The sequence below is a fragment of the Sulfitobacter pontiacus genome (assembly GCF_040790665.1).
Classification (GTDB): Bacteria; Pseudomonadota; Alphaproteobacteria; order Rhodobacterales; family Rhodobacteraceae; genus Sulfitobacter; species Sulfitobacter pontiacus.
On the sequence record NZ_CP160849.1, the window covers coordinates 1,109,109 to 1,130,752 of the forward strand.

Annotated in this window: 21 protein-coding genes; 12 read left to right on the plus strand and 9 right to left on the minus strand. The window is 60.0% G+C overall.

What is annotated here, in order from left to right:
* Positions 1–4 precede the first annotated feature (4 nt).
* The 9 genes from paaZ to AB1495_RS05525 all read left to right on the plus strand — a co-directional run bounded on the left by paaZ (position 5) and on the right by AB1495_RS05525 (position 7,605).
* Complete coding sequence (gene paaZ, locus AB1495_RS05485; RefSeq protein WP_074636555.1) at positions 5–2,029, plus strand: phenylacetic acid degradation bifunctional protein PaaZ; 2,025 nt, start codon at positions 5–7, stop codon at positions 2,027–2,029.
* Positions 2,019–2,789 carry a PaaX family transcriptional regulator C-terminal domain-containing protein gene (locus tag AB1495_RS05490; RefSeq protein ID WP_074636557.1) on the plus strand — a complete coding sequence of 257 codons (771 nt, stop codon included), beginning with the start codon at positions 2,019–2,021 and terminating at the stop codon, positions 2,787–2,789. Before paaZ ends, AB1495_RS05490 begins: the two co-directional genes overlap by 11 nt.
* Before the next feature lie 55 nt (positions 2,790–2,844).
* On the plus strand, positions 2,845–3,459 hold the full coding sequence (locus tag AB1495_RS05495) for a ribonuclease D (RefSeq protein WP_005850559.1): 615 nt from the start codon (positions 2,845–2,847) through the stop codon (positions 3,457–3,459).
* Entirely contained in the window at positions 3,456–4,418 is a 963-nt protein-coding gene (locus tag AB1495_RS05500) for an SIS domain-containing protein (RefSeq protein WP_064217285.1), read from the plus strand. Before AB1495_RS05495 ends, AB1495_RS05500 begins: the two co-directional genes overlap by 4 nt.
* Before the next feature lie 6 nt (positions 4,419–4,424).
* Positions 4,425–5,033: an LPS export ABC transporter periplasmic protein LptC gene (lptC, locus tag AB1495_RS05505; protein ID WP_009825618.1), complete on the plus strand. Its 609-nt coding sequence runs from the start codon at positions 4,425–4,427 to the stop codon at positions 5,031–5,033.
* A complete protein-coding gene (locus tag AB1495_RS05510) occupies positions 5,030–5,524 on the plus strand; it encodes an LptA/OstA family protein (protein ID WP_005850563.1) in 495 nt (164 codons plus the stop codon). Before lptC ends, AB1495_RS05510 begins: the two co-directional genes overlap by 4 nt.
* Positions 5,524–6,282: an LPS export ABC transporter ATP-binding protein gene (lptB, locus tag AB1495_RS05515; RefSeq protein WP_005850564.1), complete on the plus strand. Its 759-nt coding sequence runs from the start codon at positions 5,524–5,526 to the stop codon at positions 6,280–6,282. Before AB1495_RS05510 ends, lptB begins: the two co-directional genes overlap by 1 nt.
* A gap of 249 nt (positions 6,283–6,531) precedes the next feature.
* The gene (gene raiA, locus AB1495_RS05520; RefSeq protein ID WP_005850565.1) at positions 6,532–7,098 is read left to right on the plus strand and encodes a ribosome hibernation-promoting factor, HPF/YfiA family; all 567 of its coding nucleotides are present in this window, start codon (positions 6,532–6,534) and stop codon (positions 7,096–7,098) included.
* 42 nt (positions 7,099–7,140) lie between these two features.
* The gene (locus tag AB1495_RS05525; protein ID WP_005850566.1) at positions 7,141–7,605 is read left to right on the plus strand and encodes a PTS sugar transporter subunit IIA; all 465 of its coding nucleotides are present in this window, start codon (positions 7,141–7,143) and stop codon (positions 7,603–7,605) included.
* Positions 7,606–7,611: 6 nt separating this feature from the next.
* On the opposite strand, the gene AB1495_RS05530 is transcribed toward AB1495_RS05525, so the two are convergent.
* From AB1495_RS05530 to cysQ, 8 genes are all read right to left on the minus strand, one after another.
* A complete protein-coding gene (locus tag AB1495_RS05530) occupies positions 7,612–9,039 on the minus strand; it encodes a sulfotransferase family 2 domain-containing protein (protein WP_074636559.1) in 1,428 nt (475 codons plus the stop codon).
* Between the two features lie 2 nt (positions 9,040–9,041).
* On the minus strand, positions 9,042–10,739 hold the full coding sequence (locus tag AB1495_RS05535; protein ID WP_005850570.1) for a beta-1,6-N-acetylglucosaminyltransferase: 1,698 nt from the start codon (positions 10,737–10,739) through the stop codon (positions 9,042–9,044).
* Positions 10,736–11,722 (minus strand): glycosyltransferase family 2 protein, encoded by a 987-nt coding sequence (locus tag AB1495_RS05540; RefSeq protein ID WP_074636560.1) that lies wholly within the window; start codon positions 11,720–11,722, stop codon positions 10,736–10,738. The genes AB1495_RS05535 and AB1495_RS05540 overlap by 4 nt, the downstream gene beginning before the upstream one ends.
* 173 nt (positions 11,723–11,895) lie before the next feature.
* Positions 11,896–12,873: a glycosyltransferase family 2 protein gene (locus AB1495_RS05545; protein ID WP_244268949.1), complete on the minus strand. Its 978-nt coding sequence runs from the start codon at positions 12,871–12,873 to the stop codon at positions 11,896–11,898.
* 56 nt (positions 12,874–12,929) lie between these two features.
* Positions 12,930–13,913: a UDP-glucose 4-epimerase GalE gene (gene galE, locus AB1495_RS05550; protein ID WP_009825625.1), complete on the minus strand. Its 984-nt coding sequence runs from the start codon at positions 13,911–13,913 to the stop codon at positions 12,930–12,932.
* A 24-nt stretch (positions 13,914–13,937) separates the two neighbouring features.
* Positions 13,938–14,837, minus strand: a complete 900-nt coding sequence (gene galU, locus AB1495_RS05555; protein WP_005850578.1) for a UTP--glucose-1-phosphate uridylyltransferase GalU — start codon at positions 14,835–14,837, stop codon at positions 13,938–13,940.
* 281 nt (positions 14,838–15,118) lie between these two features.
* Entirely contained in the window at positions 15,119–15,919 is an 801-nt protein-coding gene (locus AB1495_RS05560; protein ID WP_074636564.1) for a 3-deoxy-manno-octulosonate cytidylyltransferase, read from the minus strand.
* Complete coding sequence (cysQ, locus tag AB1495_RS05565) at positions 15,919–16,716, minus strand: 3'(2'),5'-bisphosphate nucleotidase CysQ (protein WP_074636565.1); 798 nt, start codon at positions 16,714–16,716, stop codon at positions 15,919–15,921. Before cysQ ends, AB1495_RS05560 begins: the two co-directional genes overlap by 1 nt.
* A gap of 112 nt (positions 16,717–16,828) precedes the next feature.
* On the opposite strand from cysQ, the gene AB1495_RS05570 reads away from it, so the two are divergent.
* Positions 16,829–17,653: an ABC transporter permease gene (locus AB1495_RS05570; RefSeq protein WP_064217278.1), complete on the plus strand. Its 825-nt coding sequence runs from the start codon at positions 16,829–16,831 to the stop codon at positions 17,651–17,653.
* 2 nt (positions 17,654–17,655) lie between these two features.
* Here AB1495_RS05570 and AB1495_RS05575 read toward each other — a convergent pair whose 3' ends face one another.
* Complete coding sequence (locus AB1495_RS05575) at positions 17,656–18,258, minus strand: alpha-ketoglutarate-dependent dioxygenase AlkB (RefSeq protein WP_074636567.1); 603 nt, start codon at positions 18,256–18,258, stop codon at positions 17,656–17,658.
* A 208-nt stretch (positions 18,259–18,466) separates the two neighbouring features.
* Here AB1495_RS05575 and dnaK point away from each other — a divergent pair, with 208 nt between their 5' ends.
* Both dnaK and dnaJ read left to right on the plus strand, forming a co-directional pair.
* Positions 18,467–20,374, plus strand: a complete 1,908-nt coding sequence (gene dnaK, locus AB1495_RS05580; RefSeq protein ID WP_005850585.1) for a molecular chaperone DnaK — start codon at positions 18,467–18,469, stop codon at positions 20,372–20,374.
* A gap of 77 nt (positions 20,375–20,451) precedes the next feature.
* Positions 20,452–21,609 (plus strand): molecular chaperone DnaJ, encoded by a 1,158-nt coding sequence (gene dnaJ, locus AB1495_RS05585; protein WP_005850586.1) that lies wholly within the window; start codon positions 20,452–20,454, stop codon positions 21,607–21,609.
* Positions 21,610–21,644 lie beyond the last annotated feature (35 nt).

The following is a 21,644-nucleotide window of genomic DNA, read 5'->3' on the forward strand; positions in this document are numbered from 1 at the left end:
CAATATGCGCGATATCCAAAGCTTTGCCGCCGGACAATGGATCAACCCCGGTGCCGGTGCACGCAACATCGCAAGTGCTATCACCGGCGATGTGATCGCCCAAGCCGGCAATGACGCGCTGCAGGTTCAGACGATGCTGGCCTATGCTCGTGACATCGGCGGCCTTGCCCTGCGCAAGCTGACCTTTCACGACCGAGCCCGGATGCTCAAGGCCGTCGCGCTGTATCTCAATGACCATAAACAGAGCCTATACGAGCTGTCGTTCGACACAGGTGGCACGCAGGCTGACCACATGATCGACGTGGATGGCGGGATCGGCACGATGCAGGTCTACGCCGCCAAGGGTCGCCGCGAGATGCCGGATGATCAGGTCTATCTTGATGGTCCCGTCGAACAGCTGGGCCGCGCGGGTCAGTTCATGGGCCGCCACATCTGCACGCCGCTGCAGGGCGTTGCAGTGCATATCAACGCTTTCAACTTCCCCGTTTGGGGCATGTTGGAAAAGCTCGCCCCGACGCTGCTGGCCGGGGTGCCTGCCATCGTCAAACCCGCCACCGCCACCTGTCAGGTGACCGAGGCCTGTTTCCGCCTGATGATCCAGTCCGGTATTCTGCCAGACGGCGCGATCCAGTTGGTGACGGGGGGCTTGGGCGATATGCTGGACCACCTCGATTGTCAGGATGTCGTCAGCTTTACCGGCTCTGCTGAAACGGCACTGAAACTGCGCAGCAACCCTGTGTTGGTCGAACGCTCCGTCCGGTTCGCGTCTGAACAGGATAGTCTCAATGCCTCTGTGTTAGGGTCTGATGCGGGCCCCGGCACGCCCGAGTTCGATCTGTTTGTGAAAGAGGTCCAGCGCGAGATGACGGCCAAGGCGGGGCAGAAATGCACCGCCATCCGCCGGATCATGGTACCGCAACCCCATGTGGATGCGCTGATCGCCGCGCTGTCGGACCGGCTGGCCAAAGTCACCATCGGCGATCCCCGTCTTGAAGGCACGAAAATGGGCGCGCTTGTTTCGCAATCGCAGCGCCGCGACGTGCTGGAGAAAGCCGCCCTGATCGGGACAGAGGCGACGCGTGTCTTTGGCGACCCCGACGCCTTTGCGGTCGAGGGCGCGGATGCCCAGAAAGGCGCCTTTGTCCCGCCGATGCTGTTCCACTGCGCCGATCCCGATGCCGCCACGCATGTGCACGACACCGAGGCTTTTGGCCCTGTGTCCACCATCATGCCTTACCGCGACACCGATCACGCCATCGCGCTACTGAACAAAGGCAAAGGGTCGCTGGTCGCCTCCATCATCACCCGCGATGGCGAGACCGCACGCGACATGGTGATGGGCGCAGGCGCGTTTCACGGGCGGCTCTATTTCAACAACCGCGACTCGATGGCCGAGGCGACGGGCCACGGTGCCCCCCTGCCCCATATGGTCCACGGGGGTCCGGGGCGTGCAGGCGGCGGCGAGGAACTGGGCGGCGTGCGCGGTGTCATGCATTACATGCAGCGCACCGCCATTCAGGGCAGCCCCGATATTCTGACCGCCATCGGCAAGCAATGGGTGCCCGGCGCGACCGAGATTTCGGACCGCGACCACCCGTTCACCCGCCGCTTTGGCACGCTCGATCTGGGCGAGACGTTCAATTCGGCGAGCCGCACCGTGTCGCTGGAGGATATCGAGACCTTCGCCCATTTCACCGGTGATACGTTTTACGCGCATATGGATGACGCCGCCGCCAAGGCGAACCCGTTCTTTCCGGGCCGTGTTGCCCATGGCTATCTGCTGCTGAGCTTTGCCGCAGGGCTGTTCGTGCAGCCTGACCCCGGCCCTGTGCTGGCGAATACCGGGCTGGACAACCTGCGCTTTATGGCACCGGTGCAGGCGGGCGACAGCATCAAGGTCCGGCTCAGCGTCAAGGCAAAGACGCCTCGCAATGACGAATACGGTGAGGTACGCTGGCACGTGACCCTGACCAATCAGGATGATGCCGCCGTGGCCGAGTATGAATTGCTGACGATGAATGCCTATTGACGACTTTGACCTTGCGATCGCCCCACTGAAAGACCTTGGCGGCCAGCGCGTCTGGTCTTTGATGATCAGTCTCTTTGGTGATCTGGCCCGACAGGAAGGGCAGATCATCGGCGGGCCGGTGCTGTCGGCGATCATGTCGGCGATGGACGTCCGCCCCGAGGCCGCGCGCGTGGCTCTGCATCGTTTGCGCAAGGACAAATGGATCGCCTCCGAGAAACACGGGCGGATCAGCCATCACAGCCTCACCCCCGAAGGCCGCGCCCAAAGTCAGGCGGCCAGTGGCCGGATCTACGCCACCCCTGACGATCTGCCCGAGCACTGGCAAATGGTCGTGACCGATGACGCCGACTCCGGCGCGCTGGAAAAGGCGGGATTCACCACGTTGATGCCGCGTCTTTATGTCGGGGACGCCGCCCTGCCTGTGCCGAAAGATGCCGCCACGCTGCCCGGTCAGGCTGCCCCCGACTGGATGAAACGCCAGCTAGAGCCTGCCTCCCTTGCCGAAAGCTATGCGCAGCTGTCGGACGCCTTGCACCATGTCGCGCGCGACCTTGCCGGCGCCGACACGCTGACGCCATTGCAAATTGCGACCCTGCGCTGCCTGATCGTGCATAATTGGCGCCGCCTTGCGCTGAAGCACCCCGCGCTGCCGCGTCCGCTGATCCGCGATGATTGGGCCGGTCTGGTCGCGCATCAAAGGGTTGCTGCCCTGCTTGAAGCCTACCCACGCCCCGACCTGCCGGAAATCGCCACCGCCTGAGGCCGCGCAGAAAGCGATGCTTTCCCAACGCGCGCCGTCGGGATATAGGGAGGGCATGACAAATACAGTTTACCAAAATGACCTGCCCGACGGGCTGAACCTTGGACCGATGGTCGCGATCGATTGCGAAACCATGGGGCTGCATCCGCACCGTGACCGGCTGTGTGTCGTGCAGCTGTCCGGCGGTGACGGGAACGCGCATCTGGTCCAGATCGCCAAGGGCCAGACCGAGGCCCCTAATCTTTGTGCCCTGCTCGAAGACCCGCATGTGCTCAAGCTGTTCCACTATGGCCGGTTTGACATCGCGGCTTTGCTGAACACCTTTGGGGCCAAGGCCGCGCCGGTCTATTGCACCAAGATCGCCAGCCGCCTTGTGCGCACCTATACCGACCGCCACGGGCTTGCCAAACTCTGCCAAGAACTGCTGAGCGTCGATATCTCCAAACAGCAGCAATCCAGCGATTGGGGTGCCGAGACGCTGACCAAAGCGCAGATCGACTATGCCGCCTCGGACGTGCTGCATCTGCACAAGCTGCGGGACGTGCTGAACCAGATGTTGATCCGCGAAGGACGCATCGAGCTCGCGCAAGCGTGTTTTGAATTTTTGCCAACCCGTGCCCAACTCGATTTGGACGGCTGGCCCGAAACGGATATTTTTGCACACGCATGACCACACCTTTCCTAGATACCGCCCGCCGCGTCATCCGCACCGAAGCCCAAGCGCTTGAACAACTGGCCGACAGTCTGGACGACCGTTTCCGTCAGGCGATCGACCTGCTGGTCGCGACCCGTGGGCGGGTGATTGTCACCGGCATTGGCAAATCCGGCCATATCGCCAAAAAGATCGCCGCGACGCTGGCAAGCACCGGCACGCCCGCGCAGTTCGTCCACCCTGCCGAGGCAAGCCACGGCGATCTGGGGATGATCACCGGCGATGATGTGGTGCTTGCGATCTCGAACTCGGGCGAAGCGCCGGAGCTTGCCAATCTGATCGCCTATTCGCGCCGCTTTTCCATCCCGCTGATCGGCATCACCAGCCGCGCGCAAAGCAGCCTTGGCGCGCAATGCGACGTGGTGCTGGAACTGCCGCAACTGGCAGAGGCCTGCGGGACCGGCGTGGTGCCGTCGACATCGACCACGATGACACTGGCGATGGGGGATGCTGTGGCGATTGCCCTGATGGAAAATCGCGCCTTCACCGCCGAACATTTCCGCGAATTCCACCCCGGTGGCAAACTTGGCGCGCGGCTTAGCCGCGTCGCTGATCTGATGCACACGGGCGATGCGCTTCCGCTGGTGCAGGTCGATGCCCCGATGTCCGACGCGCTGATGGCGATGAGCAGTAAATCCTTTGGCGTGGTGATTGTCACCGACAGCAACGGCGCGCTGGCCGGTATCATCACCAGCGGCGATTTGGGGCGTCACCTTGACGGGCTGATGTCCAAAACCGCGCGCGAGGTCATGACGCCGACCCCTGTCACCGTCGCACCCGACGCGCTGGCGGAAAAGGCTGTGGGCATCATGAACGCCCGCAAGATCACCTGTCTGCTGGTGCTGGACCCCGCCCAAGGGGACGTCCCCGCAGGTCTGCTGCATATCCACGACTGCCTACGCGTCGGTCTGGGCTAGGGCGCGATGCAGGGGGACCGTTACACAAGGCTGATCTCTTGGCTCAAGGTGCTGTTCCCCTTGGCAGCGCTTGGCCTGCTGTCGACCCTGTTCCTGCTGTCGCGCGCGATTGATCCCGGGCAGGCCATCCCCTTTGCCGAGAAAGAGGTGCAAGATCGCCTGCGCGACCAGCAGATCACCGGCCCCTTCTTTACCGGCGCGACGTCAGAGGGGGACGAGCTGTCGTTCTATGCCGATGTGCTCACCCGCCCCGACGGGCAGACCGGCATGAACCACGCCGAAAACCTGCGTGCGACGATCAACACCCCCGAGGGATCGACCTTTCGCCTGCAATCGGATCTCGCCGATTTTGACATCGCCGAGGACGTGGCCGATCTGCTGGGCAAGGTGATCCTGACGACCTCGACCGGATACCGGCTGCAAAGCGAAAAGATCACGTCAGACCTGTCGGGGCTGAATATCCAGTCGCCGGGCGCGGTCCACGGCACTACCCCAGGTGGTACGCTGGAGGCTGGTGCCATGTCGATAACGCAAACAGATGAGCAAACCGCCCCCCAATTGGTTTTCACAAACCGGGTGAAGCTGATATACAAACCGAAATCCAAATCAGAGTGACGCACGTGAAACACCTACTGCTGCCCGTTTTCCTGCTCCTTTCCGCGATGCCAATCGCCGCACAAGGGACCAATGTGGCCTTTGGGTCGATCCGACAGGATACCGGCCTGCCCGTCGAGGTGACCGCCGACAACCTGTCAGTCGATCAAGGGGACGGATCGGCTGTTTTCACTGGGAATGTGCTGATCGGTCAGGGCGAGATGCGCCTGTCCGCCGCACGCGTTCTGGTTGTGTACCGGGCAGAGGCCGAAGGCATCGCGCGGCTTGAAGCGACAGGCGGTGTGACCCTTGTCTCGGGCAAGGACGCCGCCGAATCAGAGCGCGCGGATTACGACATCGACACGGGCACGATCGTGATGTCGGGGAACGTGCTGCTGACCCAAGGGCGCAATGCGCTCAGCTCTGACACGATGAGCGTCAAGCTGTCGGACGGCACGGCGCAGATGTCCGGCCGCGTGAAAACAATCCTGCAAACGGGCAGCAACAACTGATGTCTTCCCCGAATTTGACGGTCACGGATGGCGCAAGCGGTCTGCGTATCGAACATCTGCGTAAATCCTACCGCAAGAAAACCGTCATCCGCGACTTCTCGATGGAGCTGAACCGGGGCGAGGTTGTTGCCCTGCTGGGGCCGAACGGGTCCGGCAAGACGACCACGTTTTACGCCGTGGCCGGGCTGGTCATGCCCGAGGGCGGCACTGTCACGATTGATGGCAAGAACGTCACCACCCTGCCGATGTATCGCCGCGCACAGCTTGGCATCGGCTACCTCCCGCAAGAGATGAGCATCTTTCGCGGGCTGAGCGTGCAAGACAATATCTCGGCGATTCTGGATATCTCTATCTCTGACGCGCGCGGGCGGCGTGAACGGCTTGAAGCCTTGCTGTCGGAATTTTCCATCGAACACCTGCGCCGTGCGCCGGCCTTGGCCCTGTCAGGCGGGGAGCGTCGCCGCGTGGAAATCGCCCGCTGTCTGGCGGCCGATCCCAAATACCTGCTGCTCGACGAGCCCTTTGCCGGCGTGGACCCGATTTCGGTGGATGACATCCGCCATCTGGTTGCCGATCTAAAAAAGCGCGGCATCGGCGTGCTAATCACCGACCATAACGTTCGGGAAACATTGGATATTGTGGACCGTGCTTACATCTTGCACGAAGGCACTGTGCTGATGTCCGGCACCCCGGAAGAGGTCGTGCAGAACGAGAATGTGCGCCGGGTCTACCTGGGCGATAACTTCCGCATTTCCTAATCAACTACAGACATATTGCGCTAGTTTCCGCACATCCATGCGCCGGATTCATTTGACAACGCGGCCCAATCACGCGCTCAATAGGACTATGGCGAGACGGCGTATCATGTTTGTGCTGCATCCCCCCCTTCCCAAAGGGATGGTGTCTCTCGAACGCGTCGCATCGTCATTCACCCGCATCTGACCCCGCCTTTACCGCATTTTATGCGGCCTATGGTGTTGTCCGGATCATAAGAACAAGGAGAATTTATGCGGTACCAAATCAGTGGCAAACAAATCGACATCGGCGAAGCCCTGCAAACGCATGTGAAAACGGAATTGGGCGAAGCTGTCCAGAAGTATGCTGAGCGTCCGACGGACGCGAATGTCATCTTTTCCAAATCCGGTCACGAGTTCGTCTGCGAAACGACGGTGCACCTATCGACTGGCCTTACGGCGTCAGCGAAAGCGCATGCTACTGATATCTATGGATCTTTCGATTCATGTGCAGCAAAGATGGAAAAGCAGCTGAGGCGCTACAAGCGACGGTTGAAAGATCACCATCGCGAGCGTGCGCAACCGGTTGAACTTTTCGGTGCATCCTCGTATATCCTCGCCTCAGAAAGCGATTCAGACGCGCAGGAACCCGAAACACTCCAACCCATGATCATCGCGGAAATGCAGACCAAGATCGCGACCTTGTCTGTGGGTGAAGCTGTGATGCAGATGGAAATTTCGGGAACGCCTGTCGTGGTCTTCCGCAAAGACGGTCAAGAAGGCGTAAACGTTGTCTACCGTCGCGATGACGGCAACATCGGCTGGATCGATCCGTCGTAACACAAACCGGACCCATCAGCGGCCGAGAACAGAGCGAGCAGAATGAATTTTGCGAAACTCCTAAAGCCGGGGGCTGTCAAAGTCCTCACATCGGCCTCAAGCAAGAAACGCCTGCTCCACGATATCGGGGAGCTGGCGCATAATGCTTACGGCTTGAAAGCCGCCGCGGTGGTCGAAGCCTTGATGACGCGCGAATCCCTTGGTCCGACAGGCGTGGGCCACGGGGTCGCGCTGCCCCACGCGCGGCTTGAAGGTCTGGACAATGTGCTGGGCGCCTTTGTGCTTCTCGACAAGCCGATCGATTTCAACGCGGTCGACCGCCAGCCGGTCGATATCGCCTTTGCCCTGTTTGCCCCTGAAAGCGCGGGTGTCGAACACCTCAAGGCGCTGGCGCTGGTGTCGCGCACACTGCGCAATGCCTCTGTCTGCTCTAAGCTGCGGGCCAACCCGGACCCCGCCACGCTTTACGCGATCCTGACCGAAGCACAGGCAACGCAGGCCGCCTAAGCGGCGCTACCCCCAGCTTTTGAACCCGAACAACATATAGTCCCGTTGGTACGCGTCGGATGCGCGTTTTTCGATGTCGGCATCATAGATGTCGGCCAGCGCAAAGGGGTGGGTTGCGGGTCGTGCGGGCAAGGCTGCGGGCGGTTGCACCCCGACGCTTTGCGCCAAAGCTGACAGCTCTGCGGCCAGCGCGTCCTCGCGGATGATCCGGTCGGGCAAGGCGAATTCGCCGAAACCCTGTACCGCCTGCGCCTGCGTGCACCATGCCTGGTCTACACGGATTGCTGTCTGCCCGTTCAGATTCCCCTTGAGGAAGGTCAGAAACGCCTTGAACGCCGCGCGATGCGCATCGGCGTCATAGCTGTTGTCCGGTTCGCCTTTCGGCAGCGGCAGCTTGTAGCGGTTGATCAACGTCGTGCGCAGCTGCGGGTAGCTGCCTTTGTCCGTGGTCACGATGTGCCGGCAGAACGCGTCATGCGCACGGTCCACCGGATGCCGCAGCACGGTGAAGCTGCGGTGACCGGGATGCCGGCGCTTCCATTGGCGCAACTGCTTCTGGTTCAACTTGGTTTGCAGCTTGTCCCGCCCGACACCATCCAGCGCCGCCATCCAGTCCAGCACCTGCGGCTCTGGCCCGCTGCGCAAGGGCAAATAAAGCAACGGAGCTTCGGCCGCCGCGACATAGGACGGCACCACCGGCCCGCGGCGGGGTTCGAAATTTGGGGTGCGGGTCAGGTCGAAGCGATCCATCCGGCCAAGCGCATCCAGCATATCGTCATAATTGCTGACCTTGGCCGAGATCGGGTCGGGGTTCTGCTTCTTCAGACTTTTATCCAACGCCTCTAGCGGGTGATCCACGCCCAGATACCGCGCCAGACCGTTCATCACCTCGACGCTTTGCAGATCCTCATAGGCCACGTAAAACGCCGTCTGCCCCAGCGTCTGCAACCGGTTCAACAGTGTCAGCTGGAACGCCTGAAGCGCCTCTAGGTGGTCCGAGAATTCTTCTTCGTCAAAGACGGCTTGCGCCTTTTTCCGCGCTTTCACATCCGTCAATTTCCACTGACCGGTGCTGCGCGCGATCTTCCAGCTGACGTAGCTTTCGACAGGGTTGCGCGTCAGGATGATCTTGGCGCAGGCGGCGTCCTCCAACAGCGGGTCCAGCACGCGCGGGTCGTGATTGTGGAAATAGCGAAACCCGCCGATGCCCTTGGTCTTGTCGCGTATCGCAACCAGCAGCTTTGTCGGGTCGTCGTCCCGTGTTTGCTGGTCTATGCCCAAAATCTCGGTGCTTTTGGGGTAGCCGATAAAATGCGGGTTGAAGGCCTCGCCGTGGCAGGTGATCCCGTCAAAGGCGTTCAGGTTACTCTCCAGAAAGTTGGAGCCCGTGCGCATTTCGGCAAAAACGACAAAGCTTTTGAAATTAGAACTCATATTTATTGCACCAGATAGGGTTTGCGCGGCGGTTTCTGGGGGGCCGACATGCCACGTTCAACAGGAAAGTCGCCCATCAGATAGGGGTGCATCCCCTGGTTCTTGAGGTTCTGCAGGAATTGGCCAAAGCCGGTGAGATCCGCCATCTTTGGCACTTCGGACAGACGACCGGTTTTGACCTGCCCGATCTCGTCCAGAATGCTTTGCAGCGGCTCCATCGGGGCTTCGATGAATTCGGCCATCGTCCAAATACGCACCCGCGCCTTGGCGTAATGCGACCGCAGCACTTTCATGTGTTCGCTTTCGATCTTTTGCAACGCGGCGGCGGTGCGGCGAATGTCGGCGAAATCCTGATTGGACCGGAACAGCGGCACGGCCCAAGCCCCGGTGATCACCGACACCTGCGCATTCGGATCCTTGGCGATGTTCCAGACGATATCCTGATTGTCCTGCGGGCCGAACTGGAAGCATTGACGTTCGCCACGGGTGTTCCAGATCAGATTGGTCAGAAACGCCTTGGGGTCGTAGTCGCGTATCTTGGCGCTATTGCTCAGCGCCCCGTTGATCGAGTTCTGCCCATCGGCAAAATGCACGCGATCCGGTGCGAACAGATGGCCATGCACCCGCGCGCCGGTGGATTTGGTGAGCCAGGGTTCAAAGTTCTCGAACAGCTCGACAAATCCCTGAAACACGGAATAGGGCGCGGCAGTGACGCCGTTTTCCCAATCTTCATTGGGGAAGCGGCTTTGCATATAGAGCCCCGCCCGCCCCCGCGTGCGCCGTTCAACCGCTTTGGCAAAGACACGGTCAATCTTGCCGGGGTTCGGTTCTGTCCGCTTCATGGCACCCGCCTCATCGGTGAGGAACGCCTCGTAGAGCCTGTCCGCTTTGGGCCATATCTTGCGCGCGACAAAGCAATCGGACCGCCGCAAAAGCTGGAGGTGATCGTCGTAAAAGATATGCGGCTTGCCCTGAAAATCGAACTTGGACAGCGTCAGCGACCGGCTTTCGATCTGGGTCGAATACAGCCGCGCGAGCGTCTGGAAGTAGCTTTCATCCGGTATCCAGACGTGGCGGAAATAAGCGTCGTATGCCGCGCGTTTCGGGTCTTGCAGGATCGCCGACAGGGTTTGCCGCGTCAGGCACCACCATTGCGACCCCATATGCGGCACGACCCCCTTGGGGATACGCCGCTTGAGCCCGATAAAGCGCTGCACAGCCACCGCCTTGTCGAACAGATAGCGCCGCCGTTTCCACGAGAAGGGAAAACGCATGGTAAAACGTTCTTCGTCCAGCCCGCCAACGGTCCAGGGCACATCGGCTGTGGTGGCGCTTTCGATAAAATCGGTGCGCGGGCGGGCGGCAAGATAGTCGATCAGCTCTTTCACCGGACGCAGCGGCAGGCATGACCCCGATGCCAGATATACATGGCGCACATCCGGAAAGCGGTTCAGCATCATCTCGGACGCGGTTTGCGAGGCGGCCACCAGCCCCCATGTCCCCCATTCGCAACGGTATCTTTTGCTGAACACCAGCGCGGGCACATCCGCCAACGCCTGCACAAAAGCATCATGGGTCTGGCGTGGCACCGATTTATCGACGTGGATCACCACCGGACAGCCCGCCGCCGCCCAATGTCGCGCGACCTGTTCAGCGCGGCCTAGGGCGGTGTGCACCAGCATGACGATCCCGACGCTCATGCCCAGTTCCCCTTGGACATGAGCCCGAGAATCTCGAGCTGGCGCCAGTTGATGTATTTCTCGGACCACTTGCCCCACAGCTGCGGGTTCTGGTCGGGGTTGTTGGCATAGGTCCTGTATTCGATGGATTTGGCATAGTGCTGGCCGCGCACAAGCTCCTCTGCCGCCTTGGCGCTAAAGGTATCCAGGAATTTGGCATGAAGCAGCACGCCTGATGCTTTCTCTCCGCCCCATTCGTCATAGACACGGTTCAACCCACGCGGCAGCAGCATATGGGTGGAACTGACATAGGCATAGCGCCGGTCCCATTTGACCAGGGGCACCTTGTTCAGCGCGGGGGCCTTGGCGGGCTTGTGTTTGAAAAATACCCGCGCACGCGGCCCGCCCTGTATCCACAGGTTTCCATATTTGGCATTGCGCGAGATCGCGTAGTTGCCGCTGTCGAACCACGATGCGATCTCCATCGGGTTCTGCCCCTCTTGATAGGGTTCATCCCCCAGCCGTCCCTTGGGGTAGACATCCAGCAGCATCGCGCCAAAGCTGCGGATCTCGCAGTTGTCCAGCCAGTCGGTCAGCGCCTGAACCGGCCGCGTATCGCAAAACGGATAGACAAAGAATTCATCCGGATCGACAACCAGCACCCAATGCCCGTGCGCGTATTTGCGTTTGAGGTAGTTCATCCAGTCGACACCGAACCCCGACCGCCGATAGCTGGCATCGGTATGCCAGACAGAGACATCCTTCATCCCGCGCAGGTAATCGGCACTGCCGTCGTCGGACCCGTTATCGACAAAGAGAAAGTGATTGATCCCCAGCTCTCGATAATACTCCAGGAAATACGGGAGCCGGATTTTCTCGTTCCGCATGGTGCAGACAAGCAAGACATCATCGGGACGGATGGCGCTGGTGTTGTCCTGAACATGTGTCAGCTCGGACGACTTGCGCAGCGCCCGGATCAACCGCCGCTTGCGCCGCACGCGCATCTTGTAAGAATCCCAAAGGCTCACGTGTTCTCCATACCCTGCGCGGAACGCCCCGCCGGTCTAAGGCCCTCATCCCATCAGGTTTCGAGCCAATATGTCATGGGCCGTGTTCATAAACAACGTACTTTGAAACAGTTACGCGTTGCACGAATGACGGGCAGGACCGGGGAATATCAGGCCCAGGGGCTGCGCATCAGGTCGCTGTCTTCCAGATCCGCCGGTCCGGTATAGCGCCGCGCATCCGCGTGCCACAGATCGGGGGCGTCGGCGATCTGGTCATAGTAACCGTCAAACTGTTCCGGGTTGTGAAAATGCTGCCCCCGCGCCTTTTCCTGACGGGACTTAGCAATAATCTCTGGCAGGAACTTACTGTGCAGCAACCCCCCCGAGGCCGTCTTCCCCCCCGGCCCGTCGTAGATGTCATTCAGCGCGGGCGGCAGGAGGGAGTGGGTCGAATTCACATAGACATAGCGCCGATGCCAGTGGATCAGCGGTATCTTGTTCAACGTCGGTGACTGGCTGGGACGATCGGCAAAGAAAACCCGTTCGCGGGCACCACCCTGCACCCAGAGATTGTTCATCGGCCACTGGCGCACCACCCGATAGGGGGCGGGGTCGAACCAATCCAGCAGCTGCGCCGGGTCTTGGCCGGGGGCATAGAACTGCGCGCCCAATGGGCCCTTCGGGAACATATCCAGCATCAGCGTGCCGAACCCTTTGCGCGCTTTACGCTCAAGTTGATCGGTCAACGCGGGCAGTTTCCGCGTCTCCATCTGGTCATAGACCAGCAGCTCGTCCGCATCGACGGTCAGACACCAGCGCCCGTGCCCATGCCGCCACAGCAGCCAGTTCAGCCAGTCCAGCCCGAACCGCGACGCGCGATAGCTGGCAGAGGTTTGCCACAGGGTCACATCGGGCTGTGCCGCCAGCATTTCGGTACTGCCGTCGTCACTGTCATTGTCGATCATCAGAAAATGCGCAACGCCAAGATCGCGGTAGTGATCCAGAAAATACGGAAGCCGCGCGGACTCGTTACGCAGCACGACAAAGGCGAGCACGCCATCGCGCGGAATGGCGGGCCGCCTTGGCGCTTTCAACTGATGCCGCGACCGCAATGCACGCCACAGCAGCCGCCGCCGTTTCAACCGCATCCGATAGGCCCCCCATAGCCGGGCCCCTCGCGACGCGGGAACAGCGGCGCTGTTGGTCATGCGCTATAGTGGCCGGTCTGGTGCCATCTCCACGCGTCGGTGATCATCTGCTGTAGGGTCGACCGCGTGGGCCGCCAGCCCAGCTCTGTCTCGGCGCGGACCGAGCCCGAGACCAGTTTGGTGCAATCGCCCGGCCGCCGGTCGCCTTCGGTCATGGGGACGGCGCGGTTGGTGACCTCGCGGCTGTGTTCCACTACCTCGCGCACCGAAAACCCGGTGCCGGTGCCCAGATTGAACACGCGACTGCCCTTATCCTCTCGCAGCCAGTTCAGCCCCAGAACATGGGCATCGACCAGATCGCAGACATGCACATAGTCACGAATGCAGGTGCCATCGGGCGTGTCGTAATCGGTGCCAAAGATCGTCAGCGCATCACGTTTGCCGTCGATGGCGTCCAGCATCAGCGGGATCAAATGTGTCTCGGGCTGGTGGAATTCGCCGACCTCCCCTTCGGGGTCGGCACCGGCCACGTTGAAATAGCGGAAGATCACGCTTTGCAGGCCATAAGCCGCCTCGAAATCGCGCAGGATATCTTCGATCGCGCGTTTGGAGGCCCCGTAGGCATTGATCGGGTGCTGCGCGCTATTTTCATCCAGCACGACATTATCCTGATCGCCATAGGTCGCACAGGTGGACGAAAAGACGAAGTGTTTGCAGCCTGCGGCGACCGTCGCCTCGATCAGGTTCAGCGACCCTTCGACGTTGTTGCGCCAATAGGTGCCGGGCTGTTTCATGCTATCGCCCACTTGGCTAAGCGCGGCAAAATGCATGACGGCGACCGGCTGGTATTGTTCAAACGCGGCGTCAATCTCGGCGCGGTTCAGCAGGTCACCCTGCACGAACGGGCCGAATTTTACTGCGTCACGCCAGCCGGTGACCAGATTATCGAAGGTGACGGGGGTATGCCCTGCGGCGGCCAGCGCCTTGCACGCGTGCGACCCGATATAGCCCGCACCGCCGGTGACCAAGATATTCGCCATACGCCCGTCCCTATCGTCCTGCGCTTATTGCGCCGCGGTTTCACCCTGCATGATGTCTTGTAGATACGCACGCAGATCATCGCGCAGCTCTTCACGTGCCAGCCCAAAGGACACGGTCGCCTGCAGGAACCCCGACTTGGAACCGCAGTCGAAACGCTGGCCCTTGAAGCGGTAGCCATAGACATCGTTACCTTGGGTCAGCTCTGCTGCGATGGCGTCGGTCAATTGGATTTCCCCGCCCGAGCCGGACTTCAGTTGGTTCAGGTTCTTCAGCACGTTTGGCGACAGGATATAGCGGCCGATTACCGCAAGGTTCGACGGCGCGTCCTCGGCTTTGGGCTTTTCGACCATGCCCTTCACCTTGACCAGTTCGCCATCGGTTTGGCCCTCGTCGATGTCCAGCATCCCGTACGAGGAGGATTTTTCAGGGTTCACTTCCATCGCCGCAACCATGTTGCCGCCCGTCTCGTTATAGGCTTCGATCATCTGCTGCAGGCAAGGTTTGTCGGCAGCGATCACGTCATCAGGCAGCATCACCGCAAAGGGTTCGTTGCCGATCAGACGACGGGCGCACCATACCGCGTGGCCCAGACCAAGCGCTTTGTGCTGGCGGATATAGGCGATGGCACCGCTGTCCATATTGGTGCTTTTCAGGATCTCCATCAGCTCTGTCTTGCCCTTGGAGCGTAGTTCCTGTTCCAGCACGGGAGAGTGGTCGAAGTAATCTTCCAGCGCGCCCTTGCCGCGGGAGGTCACAAAGATGAATTCCTTGATGCCCGCAGCGCGGGCCTCGTCGATGGCGTATTGCACCAGCGGGCGATCGACCAGGGTCATGATCTCTTTGGGGACAGATTTCGTCGCGGGCAAAAACCGCGTTCCTAAACCAGCCACCGGAAAAATCGCTTTTGTTACTTTCTTAGCCATGTGAAATCGTCGCCTTTATACATTTACGTGCGGATAACCGAGTTAGCGCTCATTGAATTGCAAACCACCATGCTGCCAGCCCTAAATATGGGCAGCGCCTAAAATATGGCGGCTTCTTGCTGATTTTGCGGTCGAAAGCTCCTTTATGCCGCAGCTTGCACATCTTTGCGCCTTATCCGACGTTTTCGTTAAATAAATCGAAACGTCGGATCGCTGCGGTTTTATTCATTACAGGTTGCACGCCCCACCGCAATATTGGTGATGGCGGTGGGGCGGCGCGGTTACGCCAACCCCATCTCGGCCATCATCGCTTCGATCTTTGGCACATCTTCGGGGTTGTTCAGCTCCCAGAACTGGCGGCCCTTGGCCTCGACCTCGACGCAGAGCACCTTGTGGCTGTTTTCCATGAAGCGCAGCTGCTCCAACCCTTCAAGCTGTTCAAGCGGGCCGACCTTCCATGACGGATAGGCCGCCAGCGCGTCGGGGCGATAGGCATAGACGCCCACGTGGTGAAACACCGGCGTGGCATCGGTATCCTCATAGGTTTTCGACGTGAACGGCACGACTTCCTTTGAAAAATACATCGCCGCATGATCCGCTGCGAAAACGGCGGTGGTGCCCCCCACCCGACCTGCTTTGCGGTCGGCCAGCAGCCCGTTCAACGCCGCGCCATCGCAGCGCAATACCGGCGTCGCGATCCCGGCATTAGGGTCGCCTTGCAGACCCTGCACAAGGCTTTCGACAAACCAATGTGGTGTCAGCGGCGCGTCGCCTTGCAGGTTCACCACGATGTCATAGCCACCGCCCAGAACCGCATGGGCTTCGGCGCAACGCTCTGTCCCGTTGGCACAGTCGACCGAGGTCATCACCACCTCGGCCCCGAAGGCTTCGGCGGCGTCCTTGATGCGATCATCATCGGTGGCCACAACAACCTTGTCGACGCCCTGAACCTCGCAGGCAGCACGCCAGCTGCGTTCGATCAGGCTGCGTGCCGTACCGCTCGCCCCTGTCAACAGCGCCAGCGGTTTCGCCGGATAGCGGGTGGAGGCATAGCGGGCGGGAATGACAATAAGGACCGGCATCAGGAGGCTTTCAGATCAACGCCCGGTGCATGGGCGATAAAGAAGGGGTTGGCGAAATCGGCTTTGCCGTAGGTCAACGGGGTCAGGTCGTCAAAGCGCACAACGGCCCCACCAGCGCCGGTCAGAAGCGCGTGGCCTGCAGCCGTGTCCCATTCCATCGTGCGCCCGACGCGTGGGTACAGATCCGCCTCGCCCGTGGCGATCAGGCAGAACTTCAGCGACGAGCCCGCGCTTTTCATGTCGCGCACATTGTATTTCGCGATGTAGTCATCGGTCGCCTGATCGCGGTGCGACTTAGACGCGACGACCATCAGCGCGGCATTATCCGGCGTAGAGACTGATATCGGCTGCACAGGGCCCATGCTGTCTTTTGGGAAATCGCCGGTTTCCTCGACCGCGCTGCCATCGGCCAGCGTGAAGAACATCCGCGAACGGGCTGGGGCATAGACAACACCGCGCGTCGGCAAGCCGCCCTCGACCAGCGCGATGTTCACGGTGAAATCGCCCCGACGGTTGATGAACTCTTTCGTGCCGTCCAGCGGGTCCACGATCAGGAATGTATCGCCCGACGCCGAATGGGTGGCCGATTGCTCTTCCGTGACAAGCATCACATCAGGGAACGCCGCGCGCAGCCCGTCCGAGATGATCTTGTCCGCCGCTTCGTCGGCAATGGTCACGGGGCTTTCGTCGGATTTGGTTTTGACCTCGAAATCATCCGCGCCGTAAATCTCCATGATCTTGTCGCCTGCTTCGATCGACAAACGGCGCATCACCGTTACCAGTTGCTCATAATCCATAATGTCGCGGCCTTTTCAGTTTCGTTGATTACTTTGCGCAAACCCCTTATGATTGCGCCTTGACGGAACAGCAAGAATTCCGTGCGAGGGTACGTCACAAAGAGGCTTTACGATGTTTCAACCAAGGCGCACCAACACGGGCAATTTCCGCTCGGCCGTTAACTTCTTCGAACTCATCTACCACTCCGTCGTGCGCTCTGTGCGCAAGCAGCACAACAATGCCTTTGCCGCCATCGGGATCAACATCCTGCAAGCGGTGATCTTTGTTGGCGTGTTTTATGTCATGTTCTCGGTTCTGGGGATGCGCGGGGCGGCCATTCGGGGCGATTTCGTGATCTATATCATGACCGGCATCTTTTTGTTTATGGTGCACACCAAAACGGTTGCCGCCGTCGCCGCTGCCGAGGGACCGGCGAGTGCGATGATGAAACACGCGCCGATGACCACGATGATCGCACTGGCTGCGGCGGCCTTGGGCGCGCTGTATATTCAGATGCTATCGCTGATCCTGATCATGTCGGTCTATCACCTGGCCTTCAATCCGGTAGTAATTTACGACCCGTCGGGCGTGATGTTCATGCTGATGATCGCGTGGTTTACGGGCGTGGCCGTGGGGATGGTGCTGCTGGCCATCAAACCCTGGGCACCGGCCTTTACACAGATCTTCACGACGATTTACCAGCGGGCGAATATGATCGCTTCGGGCAAGATGTTTCTGGCCAATTCGCTGCCGTCCTTCATGCTGGCCATGTTTGACTGGAACCCCTTGTTCCACGTCATCGACCAGGCGCGCGGGTATGCGTTTATTAACTACAACCCGCGCTACAGTAACTGGGAATATGCGGTTTGGGTCGGTGTGGTCCTGATGGTGATCGGGCTGATGGGTGAATTCTACACCCGTAAACATGCCTCCGCGAGCTGGAGCGCGCGACGCTAGGCTCAGGTCACGACCCGCAGCGTGATGTTGATCCGCCCGCCTTTGGGCAACAGCGTCGAAGACCCCGTACGAATGCGGTCGATCCCGTGATAGTTCAGCCGTGCCTCGCCGCCCATGACAACGACATCGCCCGATTGCAGCCAAAGGCTGTCGGTCTTGCCACCGCGCTTTTGACCGCCGACGCGCAACATCCCTTCGTCGCCAAGCGAGATGGACACGACCGGCCAGCGGAAATCCGTCTCGTTCTTGTCCTGATGCAGGCCCATTTTCGCGTCTGACGCGTAATAGTTGATGAGGCAGGACTCCGGCTGCCGTTCCAACCCCGTCAGGTCATTCCAGATCGCCAAAACCTCAGGCGGGATCGCAGGCCACGGGGTGCCGTTGGGGTGGGTTGGCGCATAGCGATAGCCCTGCGTATCGGACAGCCAGCCGCAGTCCCCCGCGGAGGTCATACGCACCGACATCTGCTGCCCGCTTGGCATGACGGGGCGGAAGAACGGCACCTGTTTGACCACCCCGCGCACGGCATCCAGCAGCCCGCGCTGCGCCGACAACGTAAGGTAAGATTTGTGAATTTCGAAGCCGCGTAACCGCAATATCGTCATCTAAACGCCCTTCTTGCCTGCTTTCGCGAAAAATCCACGCAGAATCCGCCTCTCCTTTCTCATGCAACGGTTGCAGGGTCCATATCTGCTCCTTATATACGCCGAGAACCGCTAAAGGCATCCGGCCTTTGGTGAAAAAGATCGGGGCAAAGGTGCCACAACGGGCCTGCGCTTCGTGTCATCGCCTTGAGTAAAAGAGGGATCAAACATGGCCAAAGTTATTGGTATCGACCTAGGAACGACAAACAGCTGTATCGCCATCATGGACGGCAGCCAGCCTCGCGTTATCGAAAACGCCGAAGGCGCGCGCACCACGCCCTCCATCGTTGCGTTCACAGACGACGAACGTCTGGTTGGACAGCCTGCCAAACGGCAAGCGGTTACCAACCCCGACAACACAATTTTCGGCGTGAAACGCCTGATCGGCCGTCGCAATGACGACGCGGATCTGGCCAAGGACAAAAAGAACCTGCCCTTCACCGTCATGGACGGTGGGAACGGTGACGCATGGGTACAAGCCAAGGGCGAGAAATACTCCCCCTCGCAAATCTCTGCGTTCATCCTTGGCAAAATGAAGGAAACAGCGGAATCCTATCTGGGCGAAGAAGTCACCCAGGCCGTGATCACTGTTCCTGCCTACTTTAACGACGCTCAGCGTCAGGCGACCAAAGACGCGGGCAAGATTGCCGGTCTGGAAGTGCTGCGGATCATCAACGAACCGACAGCGGCGGCCCTGGCCTATGGTCTGGACAAGAAAGACACGCAAACCATCGCGGTCTATGACCTTGGCGGCGGTACATTCGACGTGACCATCCTTGAGATCGACGATGGCCTGTTCGAAGTGAAATCCACCAACGGTGACACGTTCCTCGGCGGTGAAGACTTCGACATGCGCATCGTGAACTACCTTGCGGATGAATTCAAAAAGACCAACGGCGTCGACCTGACGCAAGACAAGATGGCGCTTCAGCGTCTGAAAGAAGCGGCAGAGAAGGCCAAGATCGAACTGTCCAGCGCAAGCCAGACAGAGATCAACCAGCCGTTCATCTCGATGGGCAAAGATGGCTCGCCACTGCACATGGTGATGAAGCTGACCCGCTCCAAGCTGGAGCAATTGGTTGGTGACCTGATCAAAGCGTCGATGAAGCCCTGCGCAGCCGCGTTGAAAGATGCCGGTGTATCCGCATCCGAGATCGACGAAGTCGTTCTGGTCGGCGGTATGACCCGTATGCCGCGCGTCATCGAGGAAGTGACCAAGTTCTTCGGCAAAGAGCCCCATAAGGGTGTGAACCCTGACGAGGTTGTTGCCTTGGGTGCGGCCATTCAGGCCGGTGTTCTGCAAGGCGACGTCAAAGACGTTGTTCTGCTGGACGTGACACCGCTGAGCCTTGGTATCGAAACGCTGGGTGGCGTGTTCACCCGTCTGATCGACCGCAACACCACGATCCCGACGAAGAAGTCGCAGGTCTTCTCGACCGCCGAGGATAACCAAAGCGCCGTGACCATCCGCGTCTTCCAAGGGGAGCGTGAAATGGCTGCGGACAACAAGATCCTTGGCGCGTTCAATCTGGAAAGCATCCCACCCGCACCCCGCGGTATGCCCCAGATCGAAGTGACCTTTGACATCGACGCAAACGGTATCGTTGCCGTAGGCGCGCTGGATAAAGGCACGGGCAAAGAGCAGAAGATCACGATCCAAGCATCCGGCGGTCTGTCCGATGCGGATATCGAAAAGATGGTGAAAGACGCCGAAGAAAATGCCGACGCCGACAAAGAGCGCCGCGCATTGATCGAGGCGAAAAACCAGGCGGAATCGCTGATCCACTCGACCGAGAAGTCGCTGGAAGAGCATTCTGACAAGGTTGACCCGACCACCGTCGAAGCGATCGAACTGGCCATTGCTGCGTTGAACGACGAACTGGCGACCGACAATGTTGATAAGATCAACAACGGTATCCAGAACGTTACCGAAGCGGCGATGAAACTGGGCGAAGCCATCTACAAGGCGGCTCAGGACGAAAACGAAGACGTTGCCCCGGCTGCGGATGCACCCGAAGGTGACGACGATATCGTCGATGCCGATTTCGAAGATCTGGACGATAACAAGCGCGCGTAAGCACGCCCACGGAACCACTGAAGGGGCCGGTCCGCTTGCCGGGCCGGCCCGTCACGTTCCAGCGTAGGAGCTAATTCATGGCCAAACGTGATTACTACGAGACGCTCGGCGTCGCTAAAGGTGCCTCTGCCGACGAGATCAAAAAGGGCTACCGCACCAAAGCCAAGGAATTGCACCCCGATCGCAATGCCGACAACCCCAATGCCGAAGCCCAGTTCAAAGAAGCGAACGAAGCTTACGAAGTCCTGAAAGACCCCGAAAAGAAAGCTGCCTATGACCGGTATGGTCATGCGGCCTTTGAAGGGGGTATGGGCGGTGGCGGTGGCCATCGTGGCGGCGGCTTTGGCGGCGGCGGTCAAGGCGACTTCTCTTCGGCGTTCTCTGACGTGTTTGACGACCTGTTCGGCGACTTCATGGGGGGACAGCGGGGCGGCGGCGGACGCCGTGCCGCACGCGGTGCCGATCTGCGCTATAACCTCGGGATTACGCTCGAAGATGCGTATCGGGGCATGCAGAAGTCGATCAACGTGCCCACCTCTGTGGCCTGCGATTCCTGTAACGGTTCCGGGTCAGAAGGCGGCGCAGAGCCGACCACCTGCCCCACCTGTTCCGGTATGGGCAAGGTCCGTGCACAGCAGGGCTTTTTCACGGTGGAACGCACCTGTCCGACCTGTTCGGGCATGGGTCAGATCGTCAAGAATCCCTGTAAATCCTGCCGTGGTGCAGGGCGCGTCGAAAAAGACCGTGCGCTGTCGGTGAACATCCCTGCGGGCGTTGAAACCGGCACACGTATTCGTCTGGCGGGCGAAGGCGAAGCAGGCATGCGTGGCGGGCCGTCGGGTGATCTGTACATCTTTATCGAGGTGCAGGACCACAAGCTGTTCGAACGCGACGGGCCAAACCTGTTCTGCCGCGTTCCCGTTTCGATGAGCACCGCCGCCCTTGGGGGCAGCATCGAGGTGCCAACGATCGACGGTGGTCGTGGCCGCGTGCAAATCCCGGCGGGCAGCCAGTCCGGTCGCCAGATGCGTCTGCGCGGCAAGGGTATGCCCCCGCTGCGTGGGGGTGGCACGGGCGATATGATCATCGAACTGGCGGTCGAGACGCCGGTGAACCTGACCAGCCGCCAAAAGGAATTGTTGCAGGAGTTCGAAAAGGAATCCTCCAACAACAATCCTGAAAGCAGCAGCTTCTTTTCGTCGGTGAAATCCTTCTGGGATTCGATGAAAGGGTAAGACCTGAGCATACAAAACATCGGGCGGGGCGCAGG